This is a genomic window from Paenibacillus glycanilyticus, assembly GCF_030161375.1.
Classification (GTDB): domain Bacteria; phylum Bacillota; class Bacilli; order Paenibacillales; family Paenibacillaceae; genus Pristimantibacillus; species Pristimantibacillus glycanilyticus_B.
This window is the reverse complement of sequence record NZ_BSSQ01000020.1, coordinates 31,580-49,117: the sequence shown is the minus strand read 5'-3', so window position 1 is coordinate 49,117 and position 17,538 is coordinate 31,580. Positions and strand designations below refer to the sequence as shown.

Sequence of the window (17,538 nt, the reverse complement as noted above, 5' to 3'; positions counted from 1 at the left end):
CTATTCGCATTCTATTAAGGGCTCCGGATTCCCTCGTAATTTCAGTCTAAGGGTTTCGGATTTTGAAACCTACCTGCTATTTTGCTTTTTTTAGGGGGGTAGTTTTTCCTTTTAGGACACAAATACGGCGATTACTTCGTTTTATTGGCTCCTTTTGCGTTTTGCGTAGGCGGTCGGCGTTTCACCCGTTATTCTCTTAAACAAGTGGCAGAAATGCTTGGCATCCTCGTATCCGACCAATTCACCGATTTCCGATGGACGCGACGTGCCGTCGGCAAGCAACTCCTTCGCTTTGCCAATCCGGTAGCCGATCACATAGTCCGAGAACGTATAGCCGGTCTGGCTTTTGAACAATCTGGATAAATGACCAAGACTGACATGATGCTCCAAAGCAAATTGCTGAAGGGAAAGGTCCTCTTGATAACTATCGTGGATCCAGTTCATTACCACGGGTACGAGACCTTTCGGCTTCTGCTCCTTGCTATCGCATTTCCTAGCCATCCCGAATACGGCTGATGTGAGCCATTCTGTTATCGACTCATAGTCGATCGCTTCATTCAGCAAGCTCATGTCCTCCTCCAGCCGAGTAGGGGTCTCAGATTGCAAATTGAACTTGAGCGAGTAGAACAGATCGCCGACGAACTGCTTCAATTGCTTATGGGTAACCTCTTTGCACTGCAGGCTCGCAACGATATGCGATACCGTCTCGCGTCCTCTGGCCATATCCCCTGCTTTGATCTGTGCTTGCAGTGCGCGCACCTTTATCCAAATGCCGCTGATATCGGGCACAGCCAGCTTCATATTGGGCGCTGCCCAGGTTGGTACGCCGATCCGCAGCTGTTCTTCCAATTGCTTGCCGAGACGAACGAAGCTTCGATTCAAGCTTTCGCTCTCGCTTTTCATACCAAAGCTCATATGCAACAGAATGCCGCGGGCCTCCACAGCTTGGAAGAGAGACTGAAGCCTTGTCATGATCGAAAGCGTACATGCCTCATTGTCAGCGGGCACCATCAGCACTCTACGGCGGCTGTCTATCGTAACGCAGTGACATCCCGGCTCTCCCTTCAAACCGCTCCTTATATGCGCGAGAATGTCCGAAGCGTCAAGCCCTGCTTCCTTCCAAGTGAACGGCGATGCCCAGTTCTCGAGAAGCATCAGCGCCATGAACATCCGCTGTTGCTCGGCTACTTCTAGCTTCCCGCTCTCCAGCGTGTCCACGGCTAGCAGCCGCTGCAGAATAGACCACTGGGTGCGGTCGCTCCGGTTACGCGATTCGTCTTCAATACGCGCAAGCATGCGGTCCACCGCGCTGAATAGAAGCTCTTTCCTGACAGGCTTCAGCAAGTAGTCCGTCACGCCCGTTTGCATCCCCCGCTGCGCATAAGCAAAATCGTCATGGACACTGAGAATGATCCCTCTCGCTTCAGGATGGCAGCGGCTTAGCTCGACCAGCAGCTCCACTCCGTCAATGCCTGGCATGGTGATGTCTGTTAGTACGAGGTGCGGGTCTACGGATTTCGCGGCTTTGAGTGCATCTTCCCCGTTCTCGAACGCAAGCACGCGATGCTGCGGTTCGTATCGCTTGAAGAGACTCACGAGCTCGGCCAGTGCCCACCGTTCGTCTTCAACCAGGAATATATTCATCATCCAGCCTCTCCCTTCACTTTGACAAAACGTTCATACGGGAACGTTAGCCTGACGGTCGTTCCGCGGCCATTAGCGCTTATCAGCTCAGCTCCGTATTTGACGCCGTGGAATAGCTTGATCCGCAGCGCGATATTGGACAGGCCTATGCCAAGCCCGTCCTCTTCCAGAACGTCCGCCGCTTGGATGCCCATAATCCTCTTGCGCAGCATGTGGAGGCGTTCCTCCTCGATCCCGCAGCCGTTATCCGATACCTCGATAATCAGATCGTCGCCAAGCCTCCTGACTGCAATGACGATTCGTCCGCCGGACTTAACCTTGCCGAGTCCGTGAACGATAGCGTTCTCAATCAACGGCTGCACGGTAAGCTTCAGTATCGAAGCATCCTGCAATGCCTCCGGTACGTCCATGCTGAACTCGAATCGACTGCCGAACCGGTGCTGCTGGATATTCATGTAATGGCTGATATGATCCATCTCGTCGCGCAGCGGAATGGGACGTTGAAGATTTTTCATGCTGTATTTGAACAGCTCCGCCAGCGATTCTGCCATCTCGGCAACTTCTTCGATGCCTCGAACCCGGCTGATTGACTTCATGATGTTAAGCGTGTTGTACAGAAAATGAGGATTGATCTGCGCCTGCAGCGCCGATATCTGCGCATTCTTCTCCGCTAATTTGGATGTATATACTTCACCGATCAACCTGGTAATACTGTCCAGCATACGGTTGTAAATACGGCTCAGACGGCTAAACTCATTGTTGCCGGCTACCTCCATTCTCTGGCTTAAATCCCCCTGCTCGACACGCGCCATCTTCTTCATCAGATTTCGGAGCGGAAGCGTAATCTGATAGGACAGCGTATAGGAAACGAAGGCAATCAGTCCCATCGCAAGCAAGCCAACGAGTATGAGAATATAGGCGGTATGTTGCTGCTTCTTCAGCAGGAATTCACTTGGAATCAGTATCAACGTGTTCCATTTCGTATAGGAGGACTTCGACATCGTATAGAGATAATTCTCGCCGTTCCATATTAATTCGCCGGATTGGCCGCTGCCCTGGAAGATCGAAAGATCGATTCCCGAATCTTCGCTGCCCGTTAGCTCGTTCCTGTCGTCATAGATCACGCTGCCTTCATCGGTTATGATGAATGCTCTCATGTTCCGTTCAATTTCATTGCTGTCCGAATTAACTAGCATGTCCTTGAAGACATTTACGTTAATATTGATTTTCATATACGCCAGAACATCCCGATAGGGAATGCGGTTGATGTTCCGCACAAAGGAGATAACCTTGGCTTCATGTTCGCCGCCCGTGCTCTCTGTCGTGACGGGCTGAAGCAGAAATTTAATTCCGGGCATCTCCAGCCGTTTCTCATACCAGTTCTCCTCCCGCAGCTTGAAGCTTACCTTGGGTCCGCCTCCCTTCGATACAAAGTAAGCGATATCATCCGTCGTAAAGATATAGATGCTCTGCAGCTGAGGGCGCGGCTGAAGATGAGTGAACAGTCTTTTGTTGATCGTTAGTTCGATTTCGTTCTGCGCGACCGAATCCGTAACTCTGTAATGGTCAATCAAGCTTTGCTGAATGATCGGATCTCCAATAATGGAGACGGAGAGTTTCTCCACGTCTTGCATATACAGCTCGAAAGTCCGGCTGAACTGCCGGGTAATCGTATCGGAAAGAGAGAGGGTTTGATTTTTGATATCGCTTACATTTTTATAATAGAAAATAATGCATGTCAGCATGACGATAAACAGCGACACTGCGGAGAATACGATGAACATCTTACTCTTCAGAAGGTAGTTGTTCCAACTTTTCATTTAGGATACTCCTCTGGCGTGAGTCGTAAGCGGTACCTAAAACAGGCGCAGTTATCCCTGCATAACCAGGATCCCATGTTGTGATGACAATGGCGGGGAGTAAATTCTGTAAAAATAATATCATAGCTGAAGGAGTTGAAGATATAAGACGTTTTCCCCACGCTGATTAAGAATTCTTTCACGAAAAGTTTTGAAATGGTCGACAGCATGCGCCATCCCTCGCTTCACGCTTGCATTACACTGGATCTGTTTCATAGGCACGAAGGGGGAATTGACGGTGAACCATTACGACGTAGTTATTATTGGAAGTGGCCACAACGCGTTAATAGCAGCCGCTTATTTGACGCGCGCGGGGAGAAACGTTCTGATCTTGGAGAAGAACGACCGCCCAGGCGGATTTTTGCGCACGGAAGAATTGACCCTGCCCGGCTTCAAACATGACGTCTATGCCGCTGCCCATCCTTTGTTCCTGACCGGTCCTGCTTACGCGGATTTCAGGGAAGCGCTTGAGGCACGGGGTCTTCGTTACCTCAACACGGATCTGCCAACCGGCGTTTCGATGGAAAACGGCGAGACAGCCGTCTTCGGACGCTCGGTCGAGGAATTAACCGCCCAAGCCGAACATTTGGCCCCCGGTGACGGGGCGGCACTAGGAAGGATGTTCGATGCGTTTATGCCTTATGCGGGGGACGTATTCGAGTTGTTCAACCTCGACTTATCGGGCCGCAAAGCTTCCGAGATTATCCAACAGCTACTCCATGACAAGCGTGCTGGAGGCAAAGGCTACTCGGCATTCGCCGCTTCTCTCTTCTCCACTGCCCGCAATGCGGTGAGCGAATTGCAGTCCCCGGTCATGCGCGCGATGCTTGCCTCTTGGGTAACGCATCTGGGCCGTACGCCGGACGAAGTCGGCAGCGGCATCTGGGTACCGCTCACCGCAATGGCGCTGATGGGCGGCGGGATGCCTATTCCCGAAGGAGGCAGCGAAAAGCTTGCACAGGCCTTGTCTCGGTTGGTACAGGACCAAGGCGGTACGATCGTAACGAATACGCGAGCCGAGCGGATTCTCCTCAAAAACGGAAAGGCCGTTGCCGTTCGCACAGCGGAGGGCAACGAATACCGCGCGAAGCATGCTGTCATAGCTTCAACCGGCCCGGATCAATTGTACTTATCGCTCTTGGCGGATGAGCAAGTCAATCCTGTTATTCGCGGCCAAGCGAAGGAATTCCGCTATGGCAGAGGCTGCTTCCAGATTCATCTCGCCCTGAGCGAAGCTCCAAATTGGCCTGATGCGCGGTTTGCCACAGTCGGGCAGCCGCATCTAACCGACGGGCTGGACGGCTTCACCCAAGCTATCGCGCAAGGGATGGCCGATCTTCTGCCAGCCAATCCAACTTTTACAGTCGATTGCTCTACCAATCTCGATCCGACCCGAGCACCGGCAGGCAAAGCGATCATGCGGCTCCAAGTCCTCGAAGTTCCTTGCCGTCCGCGCGGCGATGCTGCCGGCCAGATCAACGTTGGTGTCGGTACCTGGACGACAGAACTGACCGAGCGATTTGCAGAACGCGTGATCGCCGTTGCAGGAAAGCATATACCGAATATTCCAAGCGCTATCATCGGCAAGTCCGTCGTCACGCCAGACACCATTGCCCGCTTCAACCCAAATTCCGGTCCCGGCGACCCCTACGGCGGATCGCATGACTTCGCGCAGAGCTATTTGTTCCGACCTTTGCCTTCCCAGCCGGGACACCAAACGGAGATTGCAAATCTTTTCATGCTTGGTGCCGCCACATGGCCCGGACACGGCATTAACGGCGGATCTGGCTATATCGTGGCACAACAACTTCTATCTCGCGATAATTAGCTTCATTTTCGATACTCCTATTTAATTAGTCATGCAAAAACCGTTTTCCTGAGGAAAACGGTTTTTGGTTCTGTTCATTTATTGTTACAGCCCCATAGCATTTCCCTTCTCAAGGCGTAGAATATGCTTCTCGCCATCGTCGGCCAACGTCCTGAACTGGTTGATGGTATCCCTCATTTTCGGAAGTGCTTGCTGTTTGTACGAGCTGATAGAATCGAACGCGGACAACACATCGGCAAAAGCTTGTTTCAAGGTATCTACCGATACCGTGGCTTCAATTGCTTGCTGTTGAATGCCGACTCCTTGGTCCTTAAGCATCCGGGACGTACCGGCGATCAGGTTCGTAGTGGTCTGATTCAAAAGCTCAATCTTCTTGAGTACGATGCCCTGGTTATACAAGGCGCTCGCTACCGTAACTGCTATTTTTAATGCAGAGATCGTGACGGTCTTCGCCCGGTCCACGCCTCGAATGAGCTCCTTATTATTTCTAATGACAACTTCGTATGCCAAGATCCCCTGTTGATTGACGACTAGCATTTGTTGCAAATCCATGACGCGTTGTCGCATCGGGAATAGGATTTCCTCGGTTATGAACCGAATTTTCTCGGGGTCTTCGCCGCGGCTTTTGCCTGCTTCGATCTGGGATTCAATAGATTCATCCATGAGCATCCCGAGCTGAATTTCTTTCTTGAGCGTCTTGGTCAGCTTGCGGATTTCATGCTGCTCGAGTTCCAGCGTCGTATTGTCGTTTCTGAGCACGGCACCGCCTTTATCCAGCGATACCACAATATCGGCAATCACATCGTCAGCCTTCTCGAATCTTAGGAAATACGACCGCAGCGGATTAAATAGCTTGCCGAGAAATCCCTTCTTGGCGAAGTCGATCATGCTTGGATCCAGATCCTTCAGCTGCGTGTGCAATTCGGCCAGTCCCTTCGCAACCGGACCGCCTTCCTCGCCGGATTTCGCAAGATTGCCGACCGATACCTGCAGCAAGGTGTTTTTGTCGGAAGATCGCTTCATGGTGTTTAGGCCGTAGGCGTCAATCGATTGAAGAATCTCTTTGCGTTGTTCCAAGGACTCGGTATCCATCGCCATAATCATCTGGACGTTCGAATCTGCTTCTTCCTTCAGCTTTGCCTCTTCTTCCGGCAATGGCCGAATGGTAGGCTCAATCTCGGCCGTAAGTTCCTCTGTACTAGATACCTTCATCGAAAATGCCATTAAAATTCCCCCTCGATATAGTTACATTTGTACATTGAACAAATTGCCGATCTTGTACACGACATCATCCGTATCCGCGTTAATGCTAGCGGCTTCGTTAATGCTGGATATATTTTGCAGCGCTTGGATATTGGCATTGTAGCCGATTGTGTAGATCGGAATCTTGTACGTCTCGATCAATCCCTTGATGTCCTGAAGCGTATAACCCTGGTTCGTCTCACCGTCGCTTAGGACGAATATGACCGGCTTTGTGTTGGCGTCGATGGCCATATGATCTTCGAGCAGCTTTAACGCTACCACGATTCCGTCGAAAGTGGCCGTCCCGCCGCCGGACTGCAGACTATCCACCGCTCCGACGAATAGAGACTGCTGATTCGTGTCGTACTTCGCGATAGGCAGCTTGATGGTGACGCCGTCCGAATACGAGACCAATCCGATGCTGTTGTCCCTGCCCAAGTATTTCTGTCCCTTCAAGAGTGATTCTTTCAAACGGTTAAGCGGCTCGCCGTCCATGCTGCCGGATACGTCGGTGACGAATACCGCCGTGATTGGCTTACTGCCGTTCTTCTTCTCTTTCCATACCTTCTGCGCGGATATAAGCGTGTCGCCATCCACGGGGGCAAGTTCAGACTTGTAGGTGTCAAGACCGTTAAATCCTTTGTCCTGCGCGGTTTTCATATATTTGTCCTGCGTCACGAACTCGGCGAATTTCTTGAGAATTTCCATCTTCTCCTGCGGCAAATCGCCTAAGGCATAGAGCGGACTATCGTGTCTAAAACCAAAAGGCGTAAACACATACCCGCTCTTCAACTCCGCGGCGTTGACGTACGTCTGGTATTCAAGGACGAAACCGTCCAGAGCGCCTGACTTGGCCGCATCTCGCATCTGAATGGTCGTGGAGGCGATGAACGGCACATTGGACTGGAACTTTTCAAACTCTTGCACCGCTTTATCGCTCAACATGTTGGTATTATCGAAGGTATGAAGTGCCGTTACGAGGAAATTCAGGCCCGTGGAGCTCGCGAATGGATCGGTATACCCCATGGAGAGTTCGTTATTAGCGATAGCTTCGGTGACGGATTGAATATTGACGGAGCCGTACTTGTCGATCATGGCATCGTACTTCGATTTGGCAATGACGATTCCGGGAACATTGCCGACTAACCGTTTGGCCACGAGCTGCGTTTTAACCCCGCTTGCTTCAACCATTTCGCCCCAAAGTTCATTCGATGGCGTGTACGCATCCGGAATGTACTTGCCGGATTTGATGTAATCCGCTGCCGTGCCTGAGGCGATATTGCGAATCTTGACCGACACCGGCTTTCCGTCCACGGTTATATTTGCCTTGTTGAACTCGGTCGCCACGTCCGTCAGCCATCCGTCGACGCCCGTTCCCGACTTTTCCGTGGATGAGAAAATCTCGACGAAATTGTCGTTCGTATTGTTCACCGTAACGGGAAACTTTCCAATATCGGGCAAGGTCGCGGCGACATCGACGGGGTCCAGGTCGATTTGGCCTTTCACGGGCGTCTCGACGGACGGGGAAATCTTTTTGAACAGTTTGTTCAAGCGATCACCGGCATTCTCGGCCGTCACCTCCGCTTTCGATTTGCCCAGATTGGAAGTCAGGGTTACCCCTGCATACACAAGCCCAAAGACGACCGCCAGAAGAATAGCGGAAATCAGGAATAAAGTACTCTTTTTTTTCATCCAGGCCACCTCTTAATTCTTGTAGTATTGGGTTTGTTTGATCAACGTGTCGATTTCCTGCATGCACGGCATGCTGTCAATGTCGCCTGGCTCCAGGCTATCCAGACGGGAGATCTCGAGCATGAGCTGATCCAGCTTTAACAAAATTTCCTCGTTAGTGCCGAGCGATTGCTTGGTGAAGGAAAGGTATTCGCCGTACACGTTTTTTCTGGCTTGCAACAGCTCCTGCGATAAGGGCAACGCCTTCCGGCCCGACACGCTCTCGAACTCCGACGCGTCGAACGTATGCAGCCGGTTGAGGATGCTCCTCACGTTCAGGTAGAAAAGCTTCTCCACCTCGTAGATGACGGAAGAAAACTTCTTATAACTCAGTTCCGCGGGATCGAATCGTTGCTTCAAAACCTCGAGTAGCGTGTTCTTTTTCTTCTGCATGCGTTCTAACTGACGCAAAGCCAAACCGATATCCCCTTCTAAAACCTTAATCCGCTTGAAGCGAGATAATGCCTCGATATAATCATCATGCGTCTTAATCTCCTTCACCGGCAGAGCAACGGGGGCTTTAAATAGGAGGAAGTAACACGCAAAGGTCAGCGTGATGGCGCTGGCTGCAAGAAAAGTCACGCCGATTGCCGAAGAAAGCGCGTTGTCCCCAATCTCGATCCCGATAAATCCGGGGGAGAAAACAACAATATTTAGCGCCACGACACCAAGTGTCAAACCAAATAGTTTGATGTATCTGGCCATGCTCAATTGAACACCCCTCTGCCCAAAAAATTTCTCGTCTCATCATCATTGTACAACACTGTTAAATATTGGGCATAGAAATTTATGGATGCTAGTTTGAAAGATAGGAAGAAGTATCCATAATGGGGCATATACGATTATACAGCGGTTGACGTTTCCTTTTTCAGGAGAATCCACTAACCGCTTGTTCCCCCGTAGATTACGTTTTCATATATTCATAAATCTATTTATCTATTTCATATCCCACATAATGTTATTTTTGTGGTATAACTTGATTAGGGATATAGGTATTTTATACCACTAAAATGAACTGACGAGGTGCTCAAATGAGAATTATCGTTACAACAGACCTAGTTTTTGATGTCCGTATTTTCCTCGATTATGAGAACAAGCTTGTGCATGTTCTTGATAACCAAACCGGCAATGATAAACTTCGTCCCAACTTTACTCATCTTCAGAACTTCATTAAAGAAACATTCGATGTCCCTTTTAATTGGAGTGACTGTAACTGGGTCGTCTATGAAGCCAGCAATCCGAACTCTTTCATCTACAACGACGGAGACGGAGATCCATTCAAACTCGCACCGGAAGATTTCGGTTTGAACTATCCGACATTCCTTGAAAAACAAAAAAAACAAGCTGCCGCTTGGTACGAAATGCTCGCCATGCAACAGCTGTAAATCATTATTAAAATGAAAAAAGGGTTGTCCCATGGTCATTTGCATGACTGATGGGACAACCCTTCTTTCATTTCCTTCTCTGTCAAAGCGAGAACGCGCGTAGTTGATCTTATCTTAAGGATACACTAACGGATTAAGAGGACTTGCAGCTATGTCGCCTGGACGCAACCCGGGAAGCCATTGCGCCAAATCGTTCTTTCGCGCATTGCTGTCCGGTTCCGAAATGATAGTACCGTCGGCAACATAGATAATGGTCATTACTTCTCGCATGTTAGCGGTTGGATTTCCCGGGGCACTATGCAAAGTCCATCCGGAATGGAAAGTTGCATCGCCCGCATCCAATGCGCCGTAATCAATCTGTTCTAGTCCCTTGCCTTCAATGTAGTCCTTGAAAGTCTTATGGGACTCGTCGGATATTTCCTGCTTTGAAATATAACCGTTATGATGCGTGCCCGATACAAATCTCATTGAGCCCACTTCAGCCGGAACGGGTACCAGAGGCATCCAAAGCGTGATCGTATGATTCGTATTCAGCGGCCAGTAAATTTGGTCCTGATGCCAAGGCGTGTGACCGCCTCCCGGTTCTTTGAAGAGCGCCTGGTCATGATAAATGCGAACGCCGGATACCCCCATTAAATCGGCAGCAACTTTGGCGAATCTGCGCGCAAGCACGAACTTTTCAGCTATAGGATTCAATTTCCAGAGGTTGCCGACTTGGATAAACGCTTTCCCGTATGTGTCGCGTTCATGGAGCGGTTTGGTATGATAATTATGCTCTCTTACGATATCGCTAATCAGGTTCCTGTAAGAGGAGACCTCATCCTGCCTCATCAAACCTCTAATCATCGCATGGCCATCTCTTCGATAGCTTTGTTGTTGTTCCTGAGAAATCACAATCGTATCATTCATATCCGGTAGGTTGTTCAATTTGCTCATCCTTAGCAGCCCCTTTGCTTTATAATCATATTGCAATCGGTTACAATCATGATTATAGAGGTCATATGCGATTTCGTATTTGTACGCAATGACGATTCCAATTGTCTAAAATGACTATTGCAAGGACAAGGAGAACCCATGAACCTACTTACGTATACGAATGACTTCCCCATCGTACCTTATATTCGCGAGGCGGACGATTATGCTTTTCGAACCGCTTATTACTTCCCATTCAGGAAATTACTAGACTATTTAATTATTTATGTCAAGAGAGGAACCTTAAAGGTTGTGGCCGATGAGGCAGAGTTACTGTTCCATGAAGGTGAATTTTGCCTTTTGCAACCTGGAACCATTCATGATTTGCAAGCCTTCGAAGAGAACGAGACTCCCTTCGCCCATTTAGACTTCTTTTTTAATAGACATCGCGAGTCAAGCTTTCCCACCAAGCCTGGACAAGTTGATCTTAGCGGGCACACGGAATTGATGCAGCCTAAATTAAACGAATTCGATCAAATGTCCATTCCCATAAAATTAGTGCCTACAAATCCTCATATCTACCGCAATTTAATGTTCGGAATGATAAAATCCTGGCTGGAGCCTAGCCCCCTTGCCAAGCTCAAAGCCCAAGCATTCGCCACGCAACTTCTTCAGCACATTATTGAGGATCATTCCAAATTCGTTTCATCTGCTGCACAATATGATTTGGACTGGATCCCTTCTTACTTTTCGTTTCATCTAGCAGAGCCGCTTAATTTGGATGATCTGTCAAAACGCGCCCATTTATCTCCATCACGCTTCAGAGCTGTGTTCCGTGAACGTTTTGGCATGCCTCCTCATCAATATCTTATGCAAACCAGGCTTGAGCACGCCAAAGACTTGCTGGCATCAAGCACCTACTCCATCTCCCAAATCGCCGAATATTGCGGATTTTCCGACGTGAGTCATTTTACGCATGTGTTTAAGGCAAAGGTTGGGACACCGCCGGGTCTGTTCAGAGAAAATAAATGATAAAACTCAAATGGAATGGACTAATTGAAAAGCACAAAAAAGGCGGAGGTCCCAGCTGAGATCTCCGCCTTTCACAATAATTACTGTTCTTTTATTTATTCATCTTCTTTAAACACAGGAATAATATGGATATCGAAGGTGAACGATTTCTCATCTAGGCGATATTGCTGGAGCAGCTCCGGACCACAGGAGTTCGAGCCAACGCCGCTCATTTTGTAGTCGACATGCACGATTGTCTTACCGCTCTTCCGCAGCAAATGCGAATGCGACTTCTCTGTTAGTTCCTCCGGCGTATATTGGCTAGCATTAAACGAGAACGCTCTGCTCATCTTCTCGAAACGCAGGCCCATTCCGAGCCGATTGGATGAAACCATCCAATCCGTGCCATATCTCGAGCCGTTTTCTTGCGGAAAAATGTAGTTCTCGAACATGTCTTCTACCGTGGTCAAGTATACGCCTTTTCTCGCACTGCGACGTTTATCGACATAGCTCTCATGCGGGCCATAACCGGCGTATTCGATCTCGTCTGTCGTCTCCGCCATTTCAAGACGCAATCCGAAGCGCGGAAGAAACATAAGTTCTTCCCGAACATTAACCGATACGGACAGCTCCGCCGCACCGCTTGCGTCGAAACGCCATACCGCTTCACCCTTTAGGATCGGATACAACTGATAGCCGCTTAATGAGAAGTTTACTTTCACTTCAACGATGGAAACTTCCGGCTGCGACCAGGCAGTACTGTACACTTTCATTCCAGCGCGGTCATAACCTTCCGAGATCCATTGGGCTTTCACATTCCGGTCGTTGTCCGTTGGAGCTCTCCAGATGGCAAATGATGCTGGCGCGGTCAACATCTCGATGCCCTGCTTAGACATACCCTTTAATGTCCCTTTGCGCAGATCGAAAATATGGCGGAAGTTTTCTCCTTCCAATATCAGCACGTCTTCTATTTCTTGGGCTCGTATAGCTGACAACTGTGGACGCAGGGCAGCGTTTGGCTGCACTCCGCCGTATTCGAACTGATAAAACGACAATTCATAGCCCGCTTCTGCCCATACGGTCTCCTCCTTCTGTCTTACGGAGAAGGTTAGAATCGCTGCTTCATCGTAGATTGCTCCCGCATTAATCTGAATGATTCCGCTCTGTTGAGGCTGGATGGCAAGCTCCGCAATCTGACCTTGTCTCACAATACGGCCCGTATAGTCTTCTATCTTCCAATAAAGGGCTACGCCTGACAGATCTATAAAATCATACAGATTCGTTATTTTATACAACCCTTGCTGCTGGTCCTCTTCCTCAATAGCAACAGGCGCAATGACCTGCTTCAACTCCAACAGGCCGACATGCGGCTTCCGGTCTGGTGTCACCAAGCCATCAATGCAGAAGTTGCCGTCGTTCGGCTTATCGCCGAAGTCACCTCCATAAGCATAGAACGGCGTTCCCTCAGCTGTATGCGTGAATGCTCCATGGTCATTCCATTCCCACACGCAACCGCCCATCAGATTCGGATAAGCATAGAAAGCATCCCAATATTCCTTAAGATCGCCAGGACCGTTGCCCATCGCATGACTGTATTCGCATAGGAACAGCGGTTTCTTGTTAGCAGGGTCAGCACCATATTGTTGAACCTCTTCCACCGACGCGTACATTCTGCTGTTCACATCAAGCGATTCTGTATTTGGATCGCCTTTGTACACATGCGCGGCTCCCTCATAATGAACAGGACGCGAAGGATCGCGCCGGCGTGTCCATTCCTGCATAGCTATATGATTCTCCCCATAGCCTGATTCGTTCCCCATCGACCACATTACGATACAAGCATGGTTCTTGTCCCGCTCCACCATCCGAACCGCACGGTCCACAAATGCCTCGCGCCATGCCTCGTTGGTCGACAGTCTGTGGAAAGCCTCGGGTTTCCAATGCTCTGCACTCGATATGCCATGGCATTCCAGATCCGCTTCATCAATAACGTAAAAGCCGTATTCATCGCATAGATCAAGAAATCTTGGATCATTTGGATAATGGGAGGTACGGATCGTATTGATGTTGTGACGTTTCATCAGATTAAGGTCTTTGATCATATGATTGATTGGAATCGTCTGTCCAAGCACCGGATGCGAATCATGACGGTTCACGCCCTTCAGCTTTACCGCTGCTCCGTTAATGCGGAAGACGCCATCCTCAATTTCAATGCGGCGGAACCCTATCTGGAAAGACAATACTTCCTGCCCAGCATGCACTTCCAGCCTGTATAAATAAGGCTTCTCTGCATTCCACAACAGAGGATTCGCAATCTCAAGCCTAATCGTATCCGAGCCTTCAATACTCCCTTCTCCTGCGGCCACAACTTGACCTTCCGCGTTCTTCAACTCTAATTTGATCTGCAGAGCTCCGCCTGTCGTCTCGATGGCCGCTTGGAGTATCGCATTTGTGAAGTCTTTATTTAATTCCTGCTTCAATTCAATGTCGCGGATTCGTTTCTCGTCCCTCGCAAGCAAATAGACATCACGGAAAATGCCGGTGTAACGCCAACAGTCTTGATCCTCGATGTAAGTCCCGTCACACCATTTGAGCACGAGAACGGCAAGCTTGTTTGCTCCCGGTTTCACAAACGGAGAAAGATCGAATTCGGATGGAACGCGGCTACCTTGGCTGTATCCAACAAATTGGCCGTTGGCCCATAAATAGAAGCAAGAATTAACCCCTTCGAACACGATATGAGTTGCTTTGCCGTTCCAAGATTCAGGAACATGGAATTCCCGTACATACGCGCCTGCTGGATTCTCCTCCGGAACGAACGGCGGATCACAAGGAATGGGATAATTGATATTGGTATACTGCATCTGATCGTAGCCATTTGCTTGCCAGCAGGACGGAACAAGCAGACGATCCCAACTTTCAACATCCGCTTCTGTTTCATAGAACGGTTCTTTCACGTCATACACGCTTGAGAAGTAACGAAATGCCCAATTGCCATTCAAAGTCCGGTAAAACGGCGAACGTCCGCGTTTACCCGAATTCGCCGCTTCAGCATCCGCGTACGGCACATAAGCCGCTCTCGCCGCTTCTCTATTAAGATGCATAACCTCAAGATTTTCCCACAGTTTTGGTATATCAATCATCATCTTGCGCCCCTTTTTCGTCAGTTATTATCCTCTAGTATAAATTCTGATATACTTGTCGTAATAGAAACCAAAAGCGACATTTACTAGTACAAAAGGGACATTGTAAAGGGACGGGGAGACGACAATGAAACGGCTTACACTTCGAACAAATGTATTGTCCAAGCATGGTGAGGCACGGCTCCCGTTCTCCGTCTATACCGTCGGAACCGAGGAACAGCAACCGATGACGCGCATGAAAGGATATTCTGCTTACCAGTTCATCGTCACTTTCTCCGGAAAGGGCAGGTTCAGGCTGCTAGGACAGTCCAAATGGGACATTGTCAGCAATCGCCAAATCCTGTTCATACCTTCGGATATTCCGCATGAATATATTGCGGAAGGTTATGAGCCATGGAAGGTCGGCTTCGTCAGCTTCTCGGCAGAAGCTAATGCGCTCCATGCCTGGAAACTTGCCGACGTGCCCACGCTGCTTGCCGTGCAGAATACCAGCCGGCTATTTGAGCTCATTGAACAAATATGGACTAAGTCCGGTGCAGACCACGATTATTGGACCTCGTCGGAGCTCTTCCTTGCTTTCTTGTCCGAAATAACCAAACAGCGTTATATCAGTTCTACTGATCGTATATTTTATGGCTCGAATGCTGTCGCCCATGCAGCTGCCAGATTCTTAAGAGATCATGTTAATCGTTCGAACACCACGATAACTGAACTTGCCGAGCAGCTCGGGTATTCTCGCAAACAACTAACTCGTCTTTTTATTAGCACCTATCATACGACTCCTCTCCAATATTTAAAGCATCAGCGGCTTATTGGGGCAGCGAGACTATTAAAAGCCCATCCTGAACGGACAGCAACCGAAATCGCAAGGCAAGTCGGCATGGAACCTGTGTATTTCTCCCGCGCGTTTCGCATCAAATTCGGGGTTGCCCCGATTGAGTTTAAGAATATTTCTAGTGACTTTGATTTGGAGTAGTCCATTACAGAAATAACCGATACATTCCACATTTCTTCTATTTAACTCTCAGCGCACGCTTCCGTTTGATAAAACTTGATTGGCTCACGATTTCATTCGTATTGCGGCTCTAGCCGGTGACCGAGGCCACAGTTAATACGGCACTATTTGTGACTCGCAAGCTGGAAGTGACGGGCTCGCTTGGCGGAGTTCACGAAGACTTAGTGCGAGTTTATGATTTGTTAGCTTCACAGCCGGGATAACACGTGGGTGTATTTTCACAAGGCCTAATCGTTAATTATTATGCTACAATGCAAAACCCGCAAAGCCTTGTGCTTTGCGGGTTTCTTGTAATTGGGATATTCTTCTGTGCCACCCATGGATTAATAAAAACAGCAGCCGGCACAAGTGAAGTGACCCCTAAAAGTTAGACAATATTATTATGCAACCTGTTGGGCATGATTCCGGTATTGTACCGGGCTCATGCCTTTTAGTTTTGATTTAATGCGTTTGTAATTGTAGTAATCAATGTATCGAGCCAGCTCTTGCTTAAAATGATCTATACTTTCAAACTCATTAAGATAGAGAAACTCCGATTTCATAATGCCAAAGAAGTTTTCAATGACCGCGTTATCGTAACAATTCCCTTTGCGTGACATGCTCTGGGTTATCCCTTGCTTCTTCAAAGCGTGTTGATATTGCTTCATCTGGTAGTGCCACCCTTGATCGGAATGTAGGAGGAGCTTATCCTCGTCGGATAGGCGTTTAAAAGCCTTGTTTAGCATCTCAGAGACTAAGGAGTAGGTAGGGCGAGAAGCTATTGTGTAAGTGATGATTTCTCCGTTAAACAAGTCTAGAACTGGTGACAAATACAGTTTTTCTCCAAATAACTTAAATTCCGTAATATCCGTAACCCACTTCTCATTTGGTTTCTCCGCATGAAAATTACGTTCAAGTACGTTAGATGCAATTTTGCCTACTGTCCCTTTAAATGAACGATATTTCTTCATACGTACGACGGACTTCAAACCTAATTCTTTCATAATACGCTGTACTTTTTTATGATTAATTTGGTGCCCTCGATTAAATAACTCATCACGAATACGACGATAGCCATAACGTCCCTGATGTTCCTCGTAAATGGATTGTATAAGGCGTTTCAGCTCTGCGTCTTGATCAGGCTGGTCAAATTGTTTCACCTGATAATAGAAGGTGCTACGCTTGACTCCAGCAAGCTTTAACAATGCAACCACCGGGAAGTCATGCCTTAATTCATAGACTACTTTCGCTTTGTCTTGTTTGGTGATTTTTCCTTGTTTTGAACTAAGGCATTCAACTTTTTTAGATAGGCATTTTCCATGCGCAGACGTTCCACTTCAGCTCGTAACGCTTCAACCGATCCCTCTGTAGGTTCTTGCTTCTTCGTTCCTTTGTTATCCTTATCTGTCATACTGCGACGCCCCTTTTTTCTTGGTTTTAGGGCATCGATCCCATGTTCATTGAATAGACTACGCCATTCTCGAATTATCCCAGGAGATGAGATATTGAAAATGACTGCAGCTTCATTTGGAGACGTCCCATTGTCGTTCATAAAGTTGAGTACGTCTAGTTTATATGTCATGGAGTAAGCTGTATAGCTCTTTTGAAAGGCGTTTTCTCCGTGATATTCGTATTGCTTAATCCACATGCGTAAAACTTCATAATTTATCCCTATTGATTCTGCAATGCTTCTGATCCCTTCAGCACCATTCTGATACCTGTGAATCGCCTTCAATTTCTCATCTAAACTGAATTTAGGCAAAAAAACTGCACCTCCATTGTTAGTCGT

Annotated in this window: 12 protein-coding genes; 4 read left to right on the top strand and 8 right to left on the bottom strand. The window is 48.4% G+C overall.

Annotated features, from left to right (window positions below; genetic code table 11):
- Positions 1–141: 141 nt before the first annotated feature.
- Together QQK89_RS25820 and QQK89_RS25815 are read right to left on the bottom strand one after the other, a co-directional pair.
- Entirely contained in the window at positions 142–1,647 is a 1,506-nt protein-coding gene (locus QQK89_RS25820; protein ID WP_284241611.1) for a response regulator transcription factor, read from the bottom strand.
- Entirely contained in the window at positions 1,644–3,464 is a 1,821-nt protein-coding gene (locus QQK89_RS25815) for a cache domain-containing sensor histidine kinase (RefSeq protein WP_284241610.1), read from the bottom strand. Before QQK89_RS25815 ends, QQK89_RS25820 begins: the two co-directional genes overlap by 4 nt.
- A gap of 277 nt (positions 3,465–3,741) precedes the next feature.
- Here QQK89_RS25815 and QQK89_RS25810 point away from each other — a divergent pair, with 277 nt between their 5' ends.
- Positions 3,742–5,331: a phytoene desaturase family protein gene (locus QQK89_RS25810; RefSeq protein ID WP_284241609.1), complete on the top strand. Its 1,590-nt coding sequence runs from the start codon at positions 3,742–3,744 to the stop codon at positions 5,329–5,331.
- Positions 5,332–5,415: 84 nt separating this feature from the next.
- Here QQK89_RS25810 and QQK89_RS25805 read toward each other — a convergent pair whose 3' ends face one another.
- From QQK89_RS25805 to QQK89_RS25795, 3 genes are read right to left on the bottom strand one after another with little or no spacing between them, the layout of a single operon-like run.
- The gene (locus tag QQK89_RS25805) at positions 5,416–6,555 is read right to left on the bottom strand and encodes a toxic anion resistance protein (RefSeq protein WP_284241608.1); all 1,140 of its coding nucleotides are present in this window, start codon (positions 6,553–6,555) and stop codon (positions 5,416–5,418) included.
- A gap of 21 nt (positions 6,556–6,576) precedes the next feature.
- Positions 6,577–8,265 (bottom strand): vWA domain-containing protein, encoded by a 1,689-nt coding sequence (locus tag QQK89_RS25800; RefSeq protein ID WP_284241607.1) that lies wholly within the window; start codon positions 8,263–8,265, stop codon positions 6,577–6,579.
- Positions 8,266–8,277: 12 nt separating this feature from the next.
- Positions 8,278–9,009: a hypothetical protein gene (locus tag QQK89_RS25795; protein WP_284241625.1), complete on the bottom strand. Its 732-nt coding sequence runs from the start codon at positions 9,007–9,009 to the stop codon at positions 8,278–8,280.
- Positions 9,010–9,335: 326 nt separating this feature from the next.
- On the opposite strand from QQK89_RS25795, the gene QQK89_RS25790 reads away from it, so the two are divergent.
- Positions 9,336–9,689, top strand: coding sequence for a hypothetical protein (locus QQK89_RS25790; RefSeq protein ID WP_284241606.1), 354 nt, complete (start codon positions 9,336–9,338; stop codon positions 9,687–9,689).
- 114 nt (positions 9,690–9,803) lie between these two features.
- Here the strand turns inward: QQK89_RS25790 and QQK89_RS25785 are convergent, their stop codons facing one another.
- The gene (locus QQK89_RS25785; protein WP_284241605.1) at positions 9,804–10,625 is read right to left on the bottom strand and encodes a phytanoyl-CoA dioxygenase family protein; all 822 of its coding nucleotides are present in this window, start codon (positions 10,623–10,625) and stop codon (positions 9,804–9,806) included.
- Between the two features lie 138 nt (positions 10,626–10,763).
- On the opposite strand from QQK89_RS25785, the gene QQK89_RS25780 reads away from it, so the two are divergent.
- Positions 10,764–11,633 (top strand): AraC family transcriptional regulator, encoded by an 870-nt coding sequence (locus QQK89_RS25780; RefSeq protein ID WP_284241603.1) that lies wholly within the window; start codon positions 10,764–10,766, stop codon positions 11,631–11,633.
- Positions 11,634–11,728: 95 nt separating this feature from the next.
- Here QQK89_RS25780 and QQK89_RS25775 read toward each other — a convergent pair whose 3' ends face one another.
- Complete coding sequence (locus QQK89_RS25775; protein WP_349816748.1) at positions 11,729–14,758, bottom strand: glycoside hydrolase family 2 TIM barrel-domain containing protein; 3,030 nt, start codon at positions 14,756–14,758, stop codon at positions 11,729–11,731.
- Positions 14,759–14,882: 124 nt separating this feature from the next.
- On the opposite strand from QQK89_RS25775, the gene QQK89_RS25770 reads away from it, so the two are divergent.
- Entirely contained in the window at positions 14,883–15,731 is an 849-nt protein-coding gene (locus QQK89_RS25770; RefSeq protein ID WP_284241602.1) for an AraC family transcriptional regulator, read from the top strand.
- 419 nt (positions 15,732–16,150) lie between these two features.
- On the opposite strand, the gene QQK89_RS25765 is transcribed toward QQK89_RS25770, so the two are convergent.
- Positions 16,151–17,511, bottom strand: a protein-coding gene (locus QQK89_RS25765) for an IS3 family transposase (RefSeq protein ID WP_284241601.1) whose coding sequence is annotated in 2 segments (ribosomal slippage) — positions 16,151–17,055 and positions 17,055–17,511 — 1,362 coding nt in all. Because the reading frame shifts where the segments join, the coding sequence is not laid out codon by codon here.
- Positions 17,512–17,538: the final 27 nt, after the last annotated feature.

Excerpts from the sequence above, each read along its gene's own strand:
- QQK89_RS25800 (WP_284241607.1), bottom strand. The coding sequence starts at position 8,265 with ATGAAAAAAAAGAGTACTTTATTCCTGATTTCCGCTATTCTTCTGGCG.
- QQK89_RS25795 (WP_284241625.1), bottom strand. The coding sequence starts at position 9,009 with ATGGCCAGATACATCAAACTATTTGGTTTGACACTTGGTGTCGTGGCG.
- QQK89_RS25780 (WP_284241603.1), top strand. The coding sequence starts at position 10,764 with ATGAACCTACTTACGTATACGAATGACTTCCCCATCGTACCTTATATT.
- QQK89_RS25815 (WP_284241610.1), bottom strand. The coding sequence starts at position 3,464 with ATGAAAAGTTGGAACAACTACCTTCTGAAGAGTAAGATGTTCATCGTA.
- QQK89_RS25820 (WP_284241611.1), bottom strand. The coding sequence starts at position 1,647 with ATGATGAATATATTCCTGGTTGAAGACGAACGGTGGGCACTGGCCGAG.
- QQK89_RS25805 (WP_284241608.1), bottom strand. The coding sequence starts at position 6,555 with ATGGCATTTTCGATGAAGGTATCTAGTACAGAGGAACTTACGGCCGAG.
- QQK89_RS25770 (WP_284241602.1), top strand. The coding sequence starts at position 14,883 with ATGAAACGGCTTACACTTCGAACAAATGTATTGTCCAAGCATGGTGAG.
- QQK89_RS25775 (WP_349816748.1), bottom strand. The coding sequence starts at position 14,758 with ATGATGATTGATATACCAAAACTGTGGGAAAATCTTGAGGTTATGCAT.
- QQK89_RS25790 (WP_284241606.1), top strand. The coding sequence starts at position 9,336 with ATGAGAATTATCGTTACAACAGACCTAGTTTTTGATGTCCGTATTTTC.
- QQK89_RS25785 (WP_284241605.1), bottom strand. The coding sequence starts at position 10,625 with ATGAGCAAATTGAACAACCTACCGGATATGAATGATACGATTGTGATT.